At 41.8% G+C, this 16,213-nt stretch carries 19 protein-coding genes; 4 read left to right on the top strand and 15 right to left on the bottom strand.

Translation table 11 applies throughout. The features are described from left to right. Positions 1–132: 132 nt before the first annotated feature. Positions 133–1,659 (bottom strand): methyl-accepting chemotaxis protein, encoded by a 1,527-nt coding sequence (locus C9J41_RS07165; RefSeq protein ID WP_199188123.1) that lies wholly within the window; start codon positions 1,657–1,659, stop codon positions 133–135. A gap of 466 nt (positions 1,660–2,125) precedes the next feature. Between C9J41_RS07165 and tpx the strand changes: the two genes are divergently transcribed. Next, a complete protein-coding gene (gene tpx / locus C9J41_RS07160; RefSeq protein ID WP_107294403.1) occupies positions 2,126–2,629 on the top strand; it encodes a thiol peroxidase in 504 nt (167 codons plus the stop codon). A 217-nt stretch (positions 2,630–2,846) separates the two neighbouring features. On the opposite strand, the gene phnP is transcribed toward tpx, so the two are convergent. The 13 genes from phnP to phnC all read right to left on the bottom strand — a co-directional run bounded on the left by phnP (position 2,847) and on the right by phnC (position 13,427). Then, entirely contained in the window at positions 2,847–3,614 is a 768-nt protein-coding gene (gene phnP, locus C9J41_RS07155) for a phosphonate metabolism protein PhnP (RefSeq protein WP_107208618.1), read from the bottom strand. A gap of 23 nt (positions 3,615–3,637) precedes the next feature. Next, positions 3,638–4,192, bottom strand: coding sequence for a ribose 1,5-bisphosphokinase (phnN, locus tag C9J41_RS07150; protein ID WP_107294467.1), 555 nt, complete (start codon positions 4,190–4,192; stop codon positions 3,638–3,640). A gap of 13 nt (positions 4,193–4,205) precedes the next feature. Then, complete coding sequence (gene phnM, locus C9J41_RS07145) at positions 4,206–5,342, bottom strand: alpha-D-ribose 1-methylphosphonate 5-triphosphate diphosphatase (RefSeq protein ID WP_107294402.1); 1,137 nt, start codon at positions 5,340–5,342, stop codon at positions 4,206–4,208. Between the two features lie 13 nt (positions 5,343–5,355). Further along, a complete protein-coding gene (gene phnL / locus C9J41_RS07140) occupies positions 5,356–6,090 on the bottom strand; it encodes a phosphonate C-P lyase system protein PhnL (protein ID WP_107294401.1) in 735 nt (244 codons plus the stop codon). A gap of 5 nt (positions 6,091–6,095) precedes the next feature. Further along, a complete protein-coding gene (gene phnK, locus C9J41_RS07135; protein WP_107291177.1) occupies positions 6,096–6,920 on the bottom strand; it encodes a phosphonate C-P lyase system protein PhnK in 825 nt (274 codons plus the stop codon). Beyond that, the gene (locus C9J41_RS07130; protein ID WP_199194432.1) at positions 6,920–7,798 is read right to left on the bottom strand and encodes an alpha-D-ribose 1-methylphosphonate 5-phosphate C-P-lyase PhnJ; all 879 of its coding nucleotides are present in this window, start codon (positions 7,796–7,798) and stop codon (positions 6,920–6,922) included. Before C9J41_RS07130 ends, phnK begins: the two co-directional genes overlap by 1 nt. Beyond that, entirely contained in the window at positions 7,788–8,921 is a 1,134-nt protein-coding gene (locus tag C9J41_RS07125; protein WP_107294400.1) for a carbon-phosphorus lyase complex subunit PhnI, read from the bottom strand. The genes C9J41_RS07130 and C9J41_RS07125 overlap by 11 nt, the downstream gene beginning before the upstream one ends. Beyond that, positions 8,906–9,523 carry a phosphonate C-P lyase system protein PhnH gene (gene phnH / locus C9J41_RS07120; RefSeq protein WP_107294399.1) on the bottom strand — a complete coding sequence of 206 codons (618 nt, stop codon included), beginning with the start codon at positions 9,521–9,523 and terminating at the stop codon, positions 8,906–8,908. Before phnH ends, C9J41_RS07125 begins: the two co-directional genes overlap by 16 nt. Then, positions 9,520–9,972 (bottom strand): phosphonate C-P lyase system protein PhnG, encoded by a 453-nt coding sequence (gene phnG, locus C9J41_RS07115; RefSeq protein ID WP_107208624.1) that lies wholly within the window; start codon positions 9,970–9,972, stop codon positions 9,520–9,522. The genes phnH and phnG overlap by 4 nt, the downstream gene beginning before the upstream one ends. Then, complete coding sequence (gene phnF / locus C9J41_RS07110) at positions 9,973–10,668, bottom strand: phosphonate metabolism transcriptional regulator PhnF (RefSeq protein WP_107287312.1); 696 nt, start codon at positions 10,666–10,668, stop codon at positions 9,973–9,975. Positions 10,669–10,720: 52 nt separating this feature from the next. Beyond that, positions 10,721–11,509 carry a phosphonate ABC transporter, permease protein PhnE gene (gene phnE / locus C9J41_RS07105; RefSeq protein ID WP_107294398.1) on the bottom strand — a complete coding sequence of 263 codons (789 nt, stop codon included), beginning with the start codon at positions 11,507–11,509 and terminating at the stop codon, positions 10,721–10,723. A gap of 69 nt (positions 11,510–11,578) precedes the next feature. Then, a complete protein-coding gene (phnD, locus tag C9J41_RS07100; protein ID WP_107247564.1) occupies positions 11,579–12,574 on the bottom strand; it encodes a phosphonate ABC transporter substrate-binding protein in 996 nt (331 codons plus the stop codon). A gap of 19 nt (positions 12,575–12,593) precedes the next feature. Then, on the bottom strand, positions 12,594–13,427 hold the full coding sequence (gene phnC, locus C9J41_RS07095; RefSeq protein ID WP_107261896.1) for a phosphonate ABC transporter ATP-binding protein: 834 nt from the start codon (positions 13,425–13,427) through the stop codon (positions 12,594–12,596). A 911-nt stretch (positions 13,428–14,338) separates the two neighbouring features. Between phnC and C9J41_RS07090 the strand changes: the two genes are divergently transcribed. Further along, entirely contained in the window at positions 14,339–14,653 is a 315-nt protein-coding gene (locus C9J41_RS07090) for a helix-turn-helix transcriptional regulator (protein ID WP_107208628.1), read from the top strand. A gap of 119 nt (positions 14,654–14,772) precedes the next feature. On the opposite strand, the gene C9J41_RS07085 is transcribed toward C9J41_RS07090, so the two are convergent. Further along, a complete protein-coding gene (locus tag C9J41_RS07085; protein WP_233217788.1) occupies positions 14,773–14,946 on the bottom strand; it encodes a hypothetical protein in 174 nt (57 codons plus the stop codon). Positions 14,947–15,099: 153 nt separating this feature from the next. Between C9J41_RS07085 and C9J41_RS07080 the strand changes: the two genes are divergently transcribed. Together C9J41_RS07080 and C9J41_RS07075 are read left to right on the top strand one after the other, a co-directional pair. After that, positions 15,100–15,519, top strand: a complete 420-nt coding sequence (locus C9J41_RS07080; RefSeq protein ID WP_107294397.1) for a hypothetical protein — start codon at positions 15,100–15,102, stop codon at positions 15,517–15,519. 165 nt (positions 15,520–15,684) lie between these two features. Continuing rightward, on the top strand, positions 15,685–16,158 hold the full coding sequence (locus C9J41_RS07075; RefSeq protein ID WP_107294396.1) for a hypothetical protein: 474 nt from the start codon (positions 15,685–15,687) through the stop codon (positions 16,156–16,158). The last annotated feature ends 55 nt before the right edge of the window (positions 16,159–16,213 follow it).

Genomic DNA, 16,213 nt, shown 5'->3' with positions numbered 1-16,213 from the left:
CGTTACTGTTTATTTTTGAAATTTGAAGAACATCGAGAATTTATAGGCTAACAAGTACAAGTAAGTATTACTTACACTCCTATCTATTAATAAAAAAGGCGACTTAACGTCGCCTTTTTCCAAGCATCATTATTATATTTTGAATGTCCCTACATGCTTATCCAGCGTTTGCGATAAGTCTGCTAGTTGCTGGCTGGATGCCTCTAATTGTTCGCTGGCGTTCAAACCAAGTTTAACTAAGTGACTCACCGTATCCATATTCAAGTTAATCTCATTCGCCACTGTTGATTGCTGCTCAGTGGCTGTCGCCACTTGGGTATTCATATCTAAAATAGTGGTGACTTGCTGTGAAATAGATTCAAGTGCTTGTCGCGCATGTTCTGTTTCGGTTGCCCCTTCGTTAATCAGTGCCTTACTGTTACTCATTGAGCCTACCGCGCTCTGGGCTTCTGTTTGTAACTGGTGGATCATGGCATCAATTTCATCTGTTGATTGGGCTGTTTTCGTTGCAAGATTACGTACTTCATCAGCAACAACAGCAAACCCGCGCCCAGCATCACCCGCTCTTGCTGCTTCAATCGCGGCATTCAATGCCAGTAAATTGGTTTGCTCTGAGATCCCACGTATTACTTCAAGAATCGTACCTATAGATTGCGTATTATCCGCCAAGCTAACAATGATATTTGAAGTACTGTTCATCTCATTTTCAAGGTTAGAGATGGCCGTTGTTGTTCGTTGTAGTGTTTTATACCCTTCTTGGGTTTCATTGGTTGCCATGCTTGCTGCATCTGCGGCACTCGCGGCGTTAGACGCAATTTCATTAACCGTGGCAATCATTTCATTCATTGATGTCACAACGAGCATAGTTTGTTCATTTTGCTCTTGTCCTCTCGCGAGTGCTTGCTGTGACTGTTCACGTAGTGCAATGGCAGAACCATTTAATTCCACGCCAGAATTCACCACTTGGGAAATAATGCCATGTACTTTTTCAACAAATACATTAAACGCTGACGAGATCTGGGCAACTTCGTCATTACCTTTTATTGGTAAGCGCACCGTTAAATCACCATCACCTTGCGAGATATCATGCAATGCATCTTTAAGTACCGATAGTGGGCGCATTAATTTATTAAGCAGTAGAGATAGCACAATTAAACAAAGTACGAAGATCACAATCATCGAACCTAGTTGGTAAGTGATAATGCCATTGGTTGCTTGGCTTACTTCGGTAATGGGAATGCCAATATCAAATGTGCCGTAAAGCTGACCATTCACATAGATTGGCGCCATAATGTCGAACACCCATACCTTTTGTACGTCGGCATACCATTTGGAATATTGTTGGACGCCTTTTGTCGCACCGTCTACGGTATACGCATCATCATATTTTTTGTTTAGCTTTTGCTTATCGCTATGTGCAACAGCTGTAACATTATTATCGATAACAATGGCATAGCTAACATCAGAACGTTGTTTCAAATCATCGACTAATGCTTGAAGATCTTTTTTAGGGGTATCGGAATTTTCTAGAATATATCCTGCATTTTTGGCTAAGAATTCCGCCTGTATTTGAGATTTATCGAGGATGATATTGTCTATCTTTTGGCTAGATATAAAGTAGGTCGATGCCATACTCGCCATAACGGCAATGCCAAACATGGCACAAACGGCTAATAGGATTATTTTTTTCATTCTTATTGTCTCAACGCAAGTTGTGAATCTCTATCAACAAATGTTGTCAATCTCATCATTGATAGCTCGAACTGAATATGTCATCTCGCAACACAAGATGTGACCATTCAGTTACGTTATCTGTAAAAGTCGCAACAACTTTAACAAATACGCTCAAACTTATGCTGTTATCACAATTTCAACAAAGCGCGACATCTGATGCACTTACAAAAAAGTAATTAAGTCAGCATCGCGTTTTTACTTTTGAATTGTGGCGATTAAATAATCAGTTTTATCCTCGATGTAAATGCAACTTAAAAGACAATAAAATCACTTAGTGGTATGACCTTGGTTAAATATGCTACTGACCACTATTAATTTATTCTTTTGTGTATATAGTGTGTGAATAAAAAGTTGCACACCATTTGCGTGCTATATAAAAGGAAAGTAAAAAATGACTCAAGTAACATTCCAAGGCTCACCTGTTCAACTTGCAGGTACATTCCCTGTTGTAGGTACTCAAGCACCAGCATTTACCCTTTGCGGCGCTGATCTTTCTGACATCACGCTTGATTCAGTAAAAGGTAAAAAAGTTGTTTTAAATATCTTCCCAAGCATCGATACACCGGTTTGTGCACTTGGTGTAAAAGCATTTAATCAAAAAGCCGCAAACACTGAAAATACAGTTGTGCTATGTATCTCTGCTGACTTGCCTTTCGCTACAGGTCGTTTCTGTGCAGCAGAAGGTATTGAGAACGTTAAAACGGCTTCTCTATTCCGTAGCCCTGAATTTGCAGAAGCATACGGCGTTAAACTCGCTGAAGGCGCACTTCGTGATTTAGCTACTCGTGCTGTTGTTGTACTAAACGAGGAAGGTCTTGTGATCCATGCTGAACTTGTAGCAGAGATTACTGATGAGCCTAACTACGACGCAGCAATCGCAGCGCTACAAAAATAAGATAAATATAAAAATTGAAGTGGCTCTTAAGGGGCCGCTTATCTCTTTTTCGCAAATTCTGTATGCATGACATTCACGGTCAAAAGAGTCGCCCCTTCTTCCTCTACCCTCTTATATATTGTTCGAACTCTCACCGCATTGAGCAATAGTCTAACTCGATAATCCTGATACAAAACACTAATAAGAAAAGCTATGCTCTATTTTATTAATCAATCAGTTACATCAAATCCACTTTGTACCCATCACCACCAATAACTAACGAGCTAGGGACTTGGTTATCTTGCAGCCAACAATCTAATTCATGCCCTATATGGGTAATGATAAATTGCTTTGGTCGTAGGCGTTCATAAACATCAAAGGCTGTATCAATATCGCTATGATTACCTCGTGCTAATGTCGGTGGAAAAGAGCAATCTAGCACTAATGCATCAAGTTTATTTACTGACAATAAGTACTGCTCAGTCTCCAGAGGTAAACCATCGGTATCTGTTAAGTAAGCGACTGTCTTTCCATCACACTCAAACAGATACCCAAACGTAGGTTTGGAGTGTTGCATCGACAGTGGTGTAATTTTCAACCCTTCGACATTAAAAGGTACTCCATGCTGAAGATACGGACGAAAATCTAAACAGCCAGAATGCTTCAGTAGATCAGCACAGCCTAAAGGATCATCAGGGCACCAAACAGGAATTAATCCACCATTACCCCAACGTAAATGGAACAAACCTTGAACATGATCTACATGAAAATGAGTGAGCAAAAAGCCAATATATGAACCAACAGAAAAACGCTTATGAAGATCCATGATGCCTGCATCAATAAGCAAACGCTTTTTATTCTGCTCATTTCCCCACTCTATCATCGCCGAACAGGGTTTTCTTTCGAGGTGATGATCATGGGTTGCAGCCTCACATGCAGAACAATGACAACCATATAGGGGAACACCACCAGCGGCACCTGTGCCGAGTAATGTCAGTGATAACATAATTACCCCACTACGTTTTTTGATTAAGACTCGTATACAGCATATTTCATTTGAGCAAGAAACTGCTCAGTACTGCTTTGAAGAGAGCCACTATTATCAACCACAATTGCACATAGTGGTCTTACAGCGTCATAAGCCACTGCGCGCTCCAACCGTTGTGTTATCTCTTCTTCACTTTCTCGCCCTCGAAGCTGTAACCGTTGCTCTAGGGCTTCAGGGCTAACTGAGATCCACACCACTTGAAGTTGTTCACCAAAGCGTGCCTTGGCGGTTTCTAAATAAGCTCTGGAGCCATTAACCATGACATCCAATCCCTTATTGAGCCAATCATCCACTTCATTGCCAACGCCATATCGACAACCATTCGCCTGCCAGTGCATGACAAATAGCCCACGATTTATACGTAAATCAAATTCGGTATCCGATAACGCTATATGATTTTCGTTCCCCATAAATGCAGGTCGAGTAATATATCGATGTGCGATCATCAATCGTTCACTTAAACTTTCTCGAACCGCATTGATAAGAGAATCTTTACCCGCGCCAGATGCACCTAATATATAGAACAACCTAGCCAACACTGTTTCTCCTCTAGAAAACCCGATTGCCTTGGCGCCATACTTGTTCAATCACGGCTTGATTGGCTTTACGACCAACAAGCATTACGTCAGCTCTCAACCCTTCTTTTATAGCCCCTCTATCCGTCAAGTTGAGTGCCGCCGCTGGATTAGCCGTTGCTAGGCGCGTCGCTGATGCTAAATCAAGCGCGTTACGTTCATCGCTTGCTAACTTAAAAACAGCATCAAGCAAACTGCTAGGAAAGTAATCAGACGACAGCGCATCCAATACACCCAGTGTTGCTAATTCATGTGCCGCAATATTTCCTGAGTGCGAGCCGCCACGTACAACGTTTGGTGCTCCCATCATCACTTTTAATCCAAGCTCATGAGAGCGTTGAGCGGCTTCAACCGTCGTCGGAAACTCAGCTAATACCATTCCTAGTGAATGTGATTCTTCAACGTGTACAGACGTTGCATCATCATGACTCGCTAAAGGTATATGTTTTTCACGACACAATTTGGCTATCGCTTTTCGATTAGTACCTGACCACTGTAGAGACTGAGCTCGCTGATATTGCTCAAACTCTGCCATTTGTTGATCACTTAGGTTGTATTTACCTTGGTAGTATTCATTGTATTTGTTGATATTGACAAACTGACGTTGGCCGGGAGAATGATCCATCAACGACACCATGTGGATCTGTTCTAAGTCGAGATATTTTTCTGCCAATTCCACTGTCGCTGAATGCGGTAACTCACATCGTATATGCACAAAATGCTCGGCCCTATTTAACCCCAACTTTCCACTTTCGATAATGGTATCAATCATTTTGTCGAGGTTTTCCTGTCGGTGTCCTCCATCACGCACATCACCAACCGCAATCGCATCTAAAACAGTCGTAATACCAGAGCCAATTAACTGAGCATCATGCGCTGCCATTGCTGACAATGCCGGCCAATTGACTTTCGGTCTTGGGGTAAAGTATTTTTCTAAATTATCGGTATGAAGCTCAATCAGGCCCGGCATTAAAAAACTTTGATTTGCATTAATTGCTTCTGGTCGCTGGCTGCTTGAATCCGACATTGCTCGAATCAAACCATCCTTGATCTCAATCGAACCATTAATAACTTCATTTTCCAATACCAGTTGTACATTGGTAATAATCATCATGACTTCCTTTTTAATGATCAATTTCACTCAATTGTGCCGTGGACATATCGTAAATCTTATCTGCTACGCGTTTACGAACTGACTCATCATGGAAAATACCAACAATCGCGGCACCACGATGCTTAGCCTCTGAAATTAACTCGACAACAACTTGGCAGTTTTTCTCGTCCAATGACGCGGTAGGTTCATCAAGTAAGAGAATAGGCGATTCGACAATAAACCCTCTTGCGATATTAACGCGTTGCTGCTCTCCGCCAGAAAACGTCGCTGGAGCAAGGTGCCAAAGTGCTTCCGGTACATTTAACCGACGAAGAAGGACCTGTGCTTTTTCACGCGCCTCATCTTTATCGACACCTAAATCAATCAAAGGCTGGCTGACCACATCTAATGCACTGATACGAGGAATAACCCGTAAAAATTGACTCACCCAACCTACGGTATGCTTTCTTACCTCAAGAATCGATTTAGGTGTCGTATTGGCGAGATCTACCCAGTCATTATTATTTCGATTTTTGCGAACAAGAATGTGCCCAGCATCGACTAAATAATTGGCGTAGAGTGCTTTAAGAAGTGTACTTTTACCTGAGCCTGAATGCCCAAGTAACACCACACATTCACCACTTTCTACCTGAAAACTGCTGTTATCAAGGACAGATATTCGCGCGCTACTTTGATTGTGCAATACGAACGTTTTGCTGATGTTTTCAACCCGAAGCATTACTTTGTTATTGTGAGTATTCATCATACTTCTTATCCTTGTAATACCGATGAAACGAGTAATTGCGTGTAAGGATGCTGTGGATCATCTAACACTTGATCCGTTAACCCCGTTTCAACAATGCGGCTTTCTTTCATCACGATTAATCGATGAGCAAGCAAACGAGCAACGGCAAGATCATGCGTTACAATGACGACAGACAACCCTAAATCAACAACCAGATTTCTAATTAAATCAAGGAGTCGGGCTTGTACCGATACATCTAGTCCACCTGTTGGTTCATCCATAAATACCAACTTTGGATGCGTCACTAAATTTCGTGCTATTTGTAACCTTTGTTGCATACCGCCAGAGAACGTAATAGGCATATCATCAATTCGGTCTAAGGGGATTTCAACTTGCCCAAGCCAATCAATCGCTTGTGCTCTAATATCCCCGTAATGTCTGTTACCAACAGCCATTAAACGCTCGCCAATATTGCCACCAGCAGACACTCTAGAACGAAGACCGTCCATTGGATGCTGATGTACCACGCCCCACTCTGTGCGCAACAAACGACGACGTTCACTTTCAGACAAACCAAACAGGCTAACACTATGATTAGTGTCAATTTGATACTGAACATCGCCACTATCAGGTACTTCACGGCCTGATAGAACGCGGAGTAAGGTACTTTTCCCCGAGCCTGATTCCCCAACGATCCCCAATACTTCACCTGGCCAAAGTTCAAAATCGATCTCTTGGCAGCCTTTCTCAGCTTGATACAATTTCGTCAGCTGCGTCACTTTAAGCAGAGGTTGTAATTCATCACAGGTTTGATTCACAACCGTCTCAGTCTGACTCTTTTCAATATCCATTAAAGACACAATGTCGTCTCCTTACTCTTTTGCATTGCTTGTTGTTCACGGCAATAATCCGTATCTGAACAGACAAACATTCTCCCTCCTTGATCGTCGGTTACGACTTCATCTAAGAAGCTATCCGTCGAGCCACAAATACTGCATGGTTCATCCCATTGCTGAATTTCAAAAGGGTAGTCATCAAAATCGAGGCTTTTCACATCGGTATAAGGTGGAATGGCATAAATCCGTTTTTCTCGGCCAGCCCCAAACAGTTGTAGAGCAGGCATTTGATGCATTTTAGGATTATCGAACTTGGGGATCGGAGAAGGATCAGTAATATATCGACCATTCACTTCAACAGGGTAAGCGTAAGACGTTGAAATATGGCCATATCGTGCAATGTCTTCATACAGTTTTACATGCATCACACCATATTCTTCCAATTCATGCATTTTCCGTGTTTCTGTTTCACGTGGCTCGATAAAACGTAATGGCTCAGGAATAGGAACTTGATAAATCAATATCTGCCCTTCATTCAACGGTTTCTCAGGAATGCGATGACGTGTTTGAATCAAGCTCGCATCACTGGTTTTTTCGGTCGTTTTAACCGCTGCCACTTTTTTAAAAAACTGACGAATAGAAACGGCATTGGTCGTATCGTCAGCGCCCTGATCAATCACTTTAAGCACATCTTGCTGTCCGATTATCGACGCTGTAATTTGAATACCTCCCGTCCCCCATCCATAAGGCATCGGCATTTCTCGGCCACCAAACGGAACTTGATAACCCGGTATCGCAATCGCTTTTAGCAGTGCTCGACGTATCATCCTTTTCGTCTGCTCATCTAAGTAGCCATAGTTGTAGCCACCGGTTTGGTTTGAATCAAACATCATGAAGGCCCTCTTTGATGATTTCACTCTGTTGCTCGTCATACTCTTTTTGTAGTTTTCGAATCAATTCAAGCTCAGATTGAAAATCAACATAGTGAGGAAGTTTCAAATGGCTAACAAAACCGGAGGCTTCAACATTATCGCCATGTGACAGAACAAATTCTTCGTCCTGAGCGGGGCCTTGTGGCTCTTCATCGTACTCTTTATGTTGTAGTGAACGATCAACCAATGCCATCGACATCGCTTTGCGTTCTGAAAAGCCAAAGCTAATTCCATACCCTCGGGTAAATTTGGCTTTTTCAGTCTTACTCCCTGTAAATGCGTTTATCATTTGACACTCTGTCAATTCGATATCGCCAATTTCGACAGCAAAGCCTAATTCTTCAGGAATAATTTCTAATGTCACTTGGCCTGAACGGATCTCACCTGCGAAAGGATGATTGCGTCCATAACCGCGTTGTGTCGAATACCCCAGCGCAAGTAAAAACCCTTCATCACATCGTGATAATTGTTGTAATCTTGCGCTTCGATTAGCAGGATAAGCAGGTGGGGTTACGGTTATATCTTCCGGTAATTTCCCGTTATCTGACTCTTGTACTGCCAACTCTAATTTCTCTAAAATTTGTAGGACTTGGGGGCTTAACGCTGGTGTTTCAGTGTTATTCAGCGGCTGTTCTCTATCATCACTTTCGCTACAGATATGCGCCTGTTCACCGCCTTCTGCCAGTAGCGTGAAATCAAGTAAACGGTGGGTATAATCGTAAGTTGGCCCCAGTATCTGCCCCCCAGGGAGATCTTTATAAGCCGCTGAAATTCGACGCTCAATACGCATACTTTCGGTTTGTAACGGCTCAGTAACAGCAAATCTTGGCAGTGTTGTGCGATAAGCTCGAAGTAAAAATATCGCCTCAATTAAATCGCCTCCGGCCTGTTTAATGGCAAGGGCTGCCAACTCTTTATCGTAAACACTGCCTTCTGTCATCACTCTGTCTGTTGCGCCAGCTAACTGTTCAGCTATCTGAGCGACCTCAAGTGGTTGTTGCGAGGTTGGACCGCGACGTTTTTTCTCTTGAAGCCGATGTGCGGCGGCAATGGCTTTTTCTCCACCTTTTACAGCAACGTACATAGCGCATCCTCTTTATTATTTAATCGAATTTGCGTTGTTCTAGGTAGCGCCATAACTTGGCGGCCACTTGTTAAATAAAGATCCACGCCATGCGGAAATACCCCTCTCCCATTCAATACCGCTGCAAGTAATTCGCTTGATAATCCATTGATATAAGCGGTGGTCTTTTCTTGAATACCGGGGCCTATCAGTGAAAGCTCTACGCCTGACTGTAGCGAGTCCACTTCTATAATGAGGGAGGCGCTTTTGTCTGGATAATTCTCTTCGCCTTTAGAAAAACCGTTTAACGTTGTTATTTCGTTACCTGCTAACAACCCGAAATCGGCGTGCTCTCTTATTTGTGTTAAAGAAGCGGCACAATGAAAACGGACATTCTCAATGAAAGACGGATCATTTAAATAGTGCGAAGACATAAATACTTGCGTCGAGTTATCCACCAGAGTAAGCATTAACTGTGTTGCGGCTTTGCTAACACCACCAAAACGTACATCACTTGGTAATTCAACCACGAGACCAGGTTTAGCCATTGCGTCCATTAATAAACGAAAAGTCTGCTGAGCGTCATGAACTGGACAATCAAATCCTTTTACTAGCTGGCTCATTCATCTTCTCCTCTCACCATGGTGAAAAAGTCCACCTTGCTGGCGGAAACCTGTTGAGCCCGAGACTGTTCTTGCTTCGCAATGTCGGCATTTAACGGGTTAATGAGCCGATGATGGAGATCGCTTTGCATCGATGTTTGCATTAGGGCATCAATCACAGCCGCTATCTCAGAGTGAGATTTATCACGACCTGTGATGTAGCTATACCCTAGCTCTCCACTATCAAGTTGGATCACTGTTCGCGTCATCGTAACGTCACCGATATTAAACTGGCTCCCTGTTGAACCCATTCTTGCGCGAACTTGGGCTAGACCAATCTCAGGTTCTCGAACAAAGTGATAACTCGGATCTAAACCAAGTTGCTGCCAACCGTTAGCTAAGGCACGATGATCGCATCGAGCTAACACAGCCATCCACTTTTGTCGTTGCGTTCTTTGTTCCGTTTCCATTTAGTGCTCCAAAACAATTTCAACCAAATCCGATCGCGTATGTGAAGATGAAAACTCCACGATCCGATCAGTGCCCTTTAAGGCATTGGTGGTTTTAAATGCCATAACTGGCGTTTTGCTAGGAAGTTGTAGTAGACGACAATCCGTTTTGGTGGGCATAACGGCCCTCAACCGCGTCGAACGTCTCGTCAGTTGAACGTCTAGTTTGTCTCTCAAATAGTGATGAAGCGATCCCACTTCAAAATGTTTTACAGCAGGCCACCAGTTCACATCAGAGAGGTAATGGTCAATCACACTGGCTGGTACACCATCAATTTTTCTTAATGTGGTGAGTTTAATAATCGATGACTCAGGTAAGACACCAAAGAGAGCTGCCACCTTGTCGTTTGCACGAGTTAAACCTCGTTCGATCACTCGACTCGTTGGTAAACTGCCCTGCTCCAACAAATTATCAGTAAAATGCGCCCCGGCATGTAATGGGTACTCGAATGGTTGGCTAACCACCATATTGCCTCGTCCTTGTTGGCGTTCGATCATCCCATTAAACACCAGCTCATCTATCGCACGACGCACGGTATGACGATTTACATTAAACCGTTTAGCAAGTACTGATTCTGATGGTAAATAGTCACCGGCTTGAAAATAGCGGCGAACATCCTCTTCTAAGTGTTTCGCAATATTCAAATACACTCTCATCATCAATCTCTCAGCATCACGGGTGACTTATCTAGACAAGTTATGAAAAATATTAAATAAACATTTTTCGGATATGTTGTGAGGCAAAATCAATCAAACTCACAGTGACAATGACGATCAACATAATGCAAGCGGTCTGTTGGAACTGAAAACCTCTTATCGCTTCCCATAACAGAACCCCTATACCACCAGCACCCACCATGCCTACCACAGTGGCCGAACGAACGTTCGACTCAAGTCGATATAACGTAAAAGAAATCCAAAGCGGTAATACTTGAGGAAGAACACCATATAAAATCTCTTCAATTTTATTGGCACCTGTCGCACGAACGCCTTCTACTGGGCCAATATCAATCGCTTCGACCGCTTCAGAAAACAGTTTTGCAAGTACCCCTGTGGTATGTACAAATAACGCAAGTACGCCGGCAAAAGGTCCTAACCCAACAGCAACAACAAATAGCATTGCAAATACCATTTCATTGATGGCTCGAGCAGAATCCATCAAGCGACGCATTGGCTGATATATCCACCAAGGGGCTATATTTTCTGAGCACATCAATCCAAATGGGATAGAAATAACGACGGCTAATATCGTCCCCCACAATGTAATTTGTATCGTTATCAAGGTCTCTTCGAGGTAAAGTTTCCAGTAAGTAAAATCTGGCGGGAAAAAATCCGCCCCTAGCTCAATCATGTTTCCAGAATCTTTTATTAATTGAACTGGATTCATTTCTGCACCTTGCCAAGACCAAGCAAGAACAAACGCAACCAATAACATGATTGCAAAGCGCTTCCATTGAGAAGTGGGACCCATTGGGATATTTTGAGTTGAACTGCTCATTGCATCTATCCATTAAAAACTGTGTGGCAGCAAAGGGCTGGAAAACTCGCGCCTCCAGCCCATGCGACGCTATTCCATTGCTTCAAGAGCACTCATTTGGCGGTTTAGAACAGCAAGCTTACTCTTCGCTGATTCTAATTTTGACGCTTGCTCTTTGGTTAAACTTGTTTGTTTATTCAAGCTATTTAACTGTTTAAAGAGCGCTAGCTGGCGAATGGGTAGCAGCTGTAAGTCACTCGATGGTTTAAAAGGAGCCCAACCGAGTTCTTTTAGAACGGCTAGCTCTTTCTCATCACCAGAAGTACCGTAATCCATGAAAAAACTGTAAATTTCATTTTTTGCTGAATCAGGGAGATTTTTACGCCACACAATAGGATCGGATGGAATCAGTGGTGACTGCCAAATCACTTTGATATTGGCAAACTTTTCTGGATTGGTAAGCTCGAAACGGCGCATGCTTTCGGTATTATTCGTCGCTACATCCACTTGCTGATTTGCAACAGCAAAGAGATTCACTTCATGACTAGAATTCAACGTGCGCTTAAACTCTGACGGTTGAATGTTATTTTTTGCAAAGACATAGTATGACGGTACAAGAAAACCTGATGTTGAATTGGGATCGCCATTACCAAACGCGAGCTCCGAACGCTGAGAAATCATGTCTTCAACACTGTTAATTGGGCTGTCTTTATGGGTGATCAATAAACTCCAGTAACCAGGATTACCTTCGGAATCTACCGTTTGCGCGAAAACCTCGCCCCCAGCTCGGTCAACCGCTTCCATCGCTGATTTGTTACCAAACCAAGCGACATCAACTTTATCGAAACGCATACCTTGAATAATGCCTGCATAATCTGGCGCAAAATACGCTTTCACTTCCATGCCCAGCTTATCACTCATATCTTTTAGGAACGGGTCCCACACTGTTTTGAGATTTTGCTGTGATTCAGTCGAAATAATACCGAAATTAAGCGATTCCAATTGCTCTTCAGCAGAAACGGGGATCGCTGTTGCAGCTGTAAGTAGTCCAAGACTACAAACCATCGTCTTTAGTGCTCGTAACATCTTCAATATCCTTTGTGTGTTAACGTAGTAAAGGGGTGGAATGGGTTTCTATTGACGCGAGTGGTAGAGGTTCACTCTCATCAATATTGACTTTGGGTTGATAGCTATAGAGCTGTTCAAGCTCTTGTTGGCTGATGCTTGCGCTTTCACCTTGATAAAAGACTTTGCCTTCTTTTAACGCGATGACATGTTTACAATATTTAAGGGCATGCTCGACTTGGTGCAAAGTAACAACCACAGGAATCCCTTCCCGCTGGTTAATGTCTGTCAGTAATTCCATCACAATACGAGAAGACTCTGGATCTAATGAAGCAATGGGTTCATCAGCGAAAATGATCTTCGCTTTTTGCATCAAGGCACGAGCGATGGCTACACGTTGTTGCTGCCCACCAGAAAGAGTCGAAACACGTTGATAGGCAAAATCACTCATCCCAACTCGCTCTAAAGCAGCTAACGCTTGCTGTTTTTGCTCTACACTGAATCGACCACTTAAAGTACGCCACAACGGTGTATGGCTCATGGCACCAATTAATACGTTAGTTAGGACAGTGAGGCGATTAACAAGATTGAATTGTTGAAAAATATACCCCGCTTGGGCGCGTCTTTGTCGAATATCAACCGTTGCACGACCATGCGCTTGGACCACTTCACCTAAAACACGGATCTCACTGTTTTGATCTTTATCGCCATAGACTAAGCCACTTAAATGGCGCATTAATGTTGATTTACCCGATCCCGAAGGGCCTAAGAGCGCCGTCATTTCTTTATGATGAATACTGAAATCGATCCCATCTAAAGCTTTTTTATTTCCAAACGTTTTTGTCAACGCTTTGACTTCAATAATGTTATCCATGCTATTGAGTCCTAGTTAAATAATGCTCATAGCGTGGCAATTTTTTGTGTCGCTTTTATAAAAAAAACATTTCAGGAATGTGGCAGAAAAGCGCATTCAAAAAAGGTATAGCAGGTAAGATTCAAGCAGAATAAAGGAGCAGAGAGATTATCTAGACGAGAGCACTAACTTGTCTAGATAACGCCTTAATGAAAAGTTAATAAATGAATCAATAGCGCGGCTATATATAGTAGAAAATAAAATAGCCTTTAGATTTCATCGTATTTAACCCATAAACAAAATATACCCTTTAGGTATTATCTTGAATTTAAGTTCTATATAATCATAAGGTTGATCATATTTCTATTATAATAAGCAATATCTAAAGTAAGGCGTCTGAATTGAAAAAAGTAATAACGCTAACCACATTAATATTGGTGTTAATGGGTTGCAGTAGCCATAGTGAAAAAGACTCAGTAAGCGATAATGAGCATTGTGTTCTCGTGAGTAACCCTGCACTAATGAGCAATGATAATGGAAATTGTACTAAATTCGACTTTAGAGCATTTTTTGAAGAAAGAAATAAAGATAAAGGATAAAAGATAAAAGCGTTAAATTGCAGAAAATCAGAAACGTTAATCCAATACCACTGCGTTTTTCTTAAATCATTTTCCGAAAGCCTTGAGTAAGCAACAACCTACTCAAGGTATGAACAGGCTACTCTGTACCTCAAAAACGAGTCAAAATCAAATCGCGATAGATGATTACAAAGAAAAATCATAATCAGTCGATTAAACATGAAACTTTTACATTCTGATTAGTGCCCCCCCTTCCAAACTCACTTTGAATGACACAAAAATCACTTTCACCTATTTTTCAACTTATCGTTTATCTATACAATCTTGGCGTTTTAAATTTAGAAGAATAAAAGAATGAATGAGCTCCTAATCTTTCACCACCGGCTAAAACAAGCCCGTGAAGAGCATGGCATGACCCAAGTCGATGCTGCCAAACACCTTAAGATAGCAAGACAAACCTACTTAGACTTAGAGAATGGTCGAACACAACCACGCTTAGATACACTTTTAGAATTATCAAAGATGTTTAATAAAAGCATTATGTTCTTTGCTGGTGATCGTCCTTCTTTAGATGAATTTGACACCTTGGAGTTACTGGCGGAGCTGCAACAACGCTATGTGACGCTTTCCACTGACAGGACTGAAGAGGCGACGGCTCAACCGGAATAAAAAAGTCTGGGAGATAGCAACCTTTTGGGAGGGTTTTGCTAATGACATCCATGCTTTAAAGATTTCTACGATTTCCTCGAAGCTCACTTTGTATGGGGTGGCCAAACAACACGCATCGTTTACGCCATGAACGCTAGCTTGTCTTCAGTTACACCCAAATCTGCTAGGCGTTGTTTCCTCCCTACCTTTTCAGATAGCACATCAATGACTTCAAGGGCTACATTCACTGCTTGCTCTTGTGTCATTGCTGCCGTGTCGATACCCATCGCTTTGGCTATATCAACAAAAAACATAGATTGGTTCAAAAACCCAATATTGGGTGTCTCACATTCGCAACAAGGGTTTATTTTGAACGATCGCTTATTTACCGATCACATAGTATGTCTTTCGCGCATATATAGCGCGTGTCACTTATTCCATAATCGACATTAAGGATACACTACGTGATGAAAAAACTTCTTTTAGCTCTATTTCCTTTTTTACTATTTTCAGCTCCATCTTTCGCCTATACAAAATATACGGTTTTAAACAGTACTTCAGGTACTGTTGACTACCTTATCTTTAAACAAATGAGCGGACTTTTTTGTGGTGAGCACTATATTGATAATCTAACACCCTGGTCATTAACGCCTGATTCTGATGGCAGGGGAGCTTGCCTGCTTAAGAGTATCCAAGGAATACTTCACATTGATGGCGAAGATATACCATTGGAATATCATTCATCAGGTACGTCATATGGCCAATTCGTTATTGTATCGAAGCGTGTTGATAATAAGGTAACAGCAAAAATAGTATCCGCCGATATTTTGGGTAACTATAACAATAGTGATGATACCCCTCAATATGATGATACTCCCTCGGTGTAAGGGTAATCCTCAAGAACTAAATAACGACAAATAGAAAATAAAAAGCCGCTCTTTGGCGGCTTTATATATGTACTTATAAGCGACCAGATCACTTGAGAGATATACTTTTTACAAATACATAGCGCGTGTCACTTATTCTATAGTCGATGTTAAGGATACTACGTGATGAAAAAACTTCTTTTAGCAATACTCCCTTTTTTACTATTTTCAGCTCCATCCTTCGCCTATCCAAAATATACGGTTTTAAACAGTACACTAGGCACTATTAATAAACTTACTTTTTATCAAATAATTTCAGAATGTAGTCCTAATTATATTTATAATATAGGTCCCCAATCGTTAAAGCAGGAGGACTACCCTTATGACAGAGGAGATTGCCTGCTGAGGTATATCAAAGGAACACTTCATATAGACGGTATGGACATCCCTCTAGAGTACCATTCATTCGGTACCACATATGGTCAATTCGCTATTGTAGCAAAGCAGATTAATAATAAGTGGAACGCTAAAATAGTGTCTGCTGATATTAGGGGAGACTATCAAGAGCCTAACATACCTAAAGATGCAGAGTGTAGTGGTACATTAAATTTGGCCACCTACTCAGAGGTGATATCATCACCTCTTAACATGGATAGGTGACATCATGACAAAACGAACAAGACGATTATTTAGTGCTGAATTTAAATTAGAGGCA

Origin of the sequence: Photobacterium sp. GB-50 (assembly GCF_003026755.1) — a bacterium.
Classification (GTDB): domain Bacteria; phylum Pseudomonadota; class Gammaproteobacteria; order Enterobacterales; family Vibrionaceae; genus Photobacterium.
Note: the sequence above shows the minus strand (reverse complement) of the source record. Positions and strands in the feature narration are given on the sequence as shown.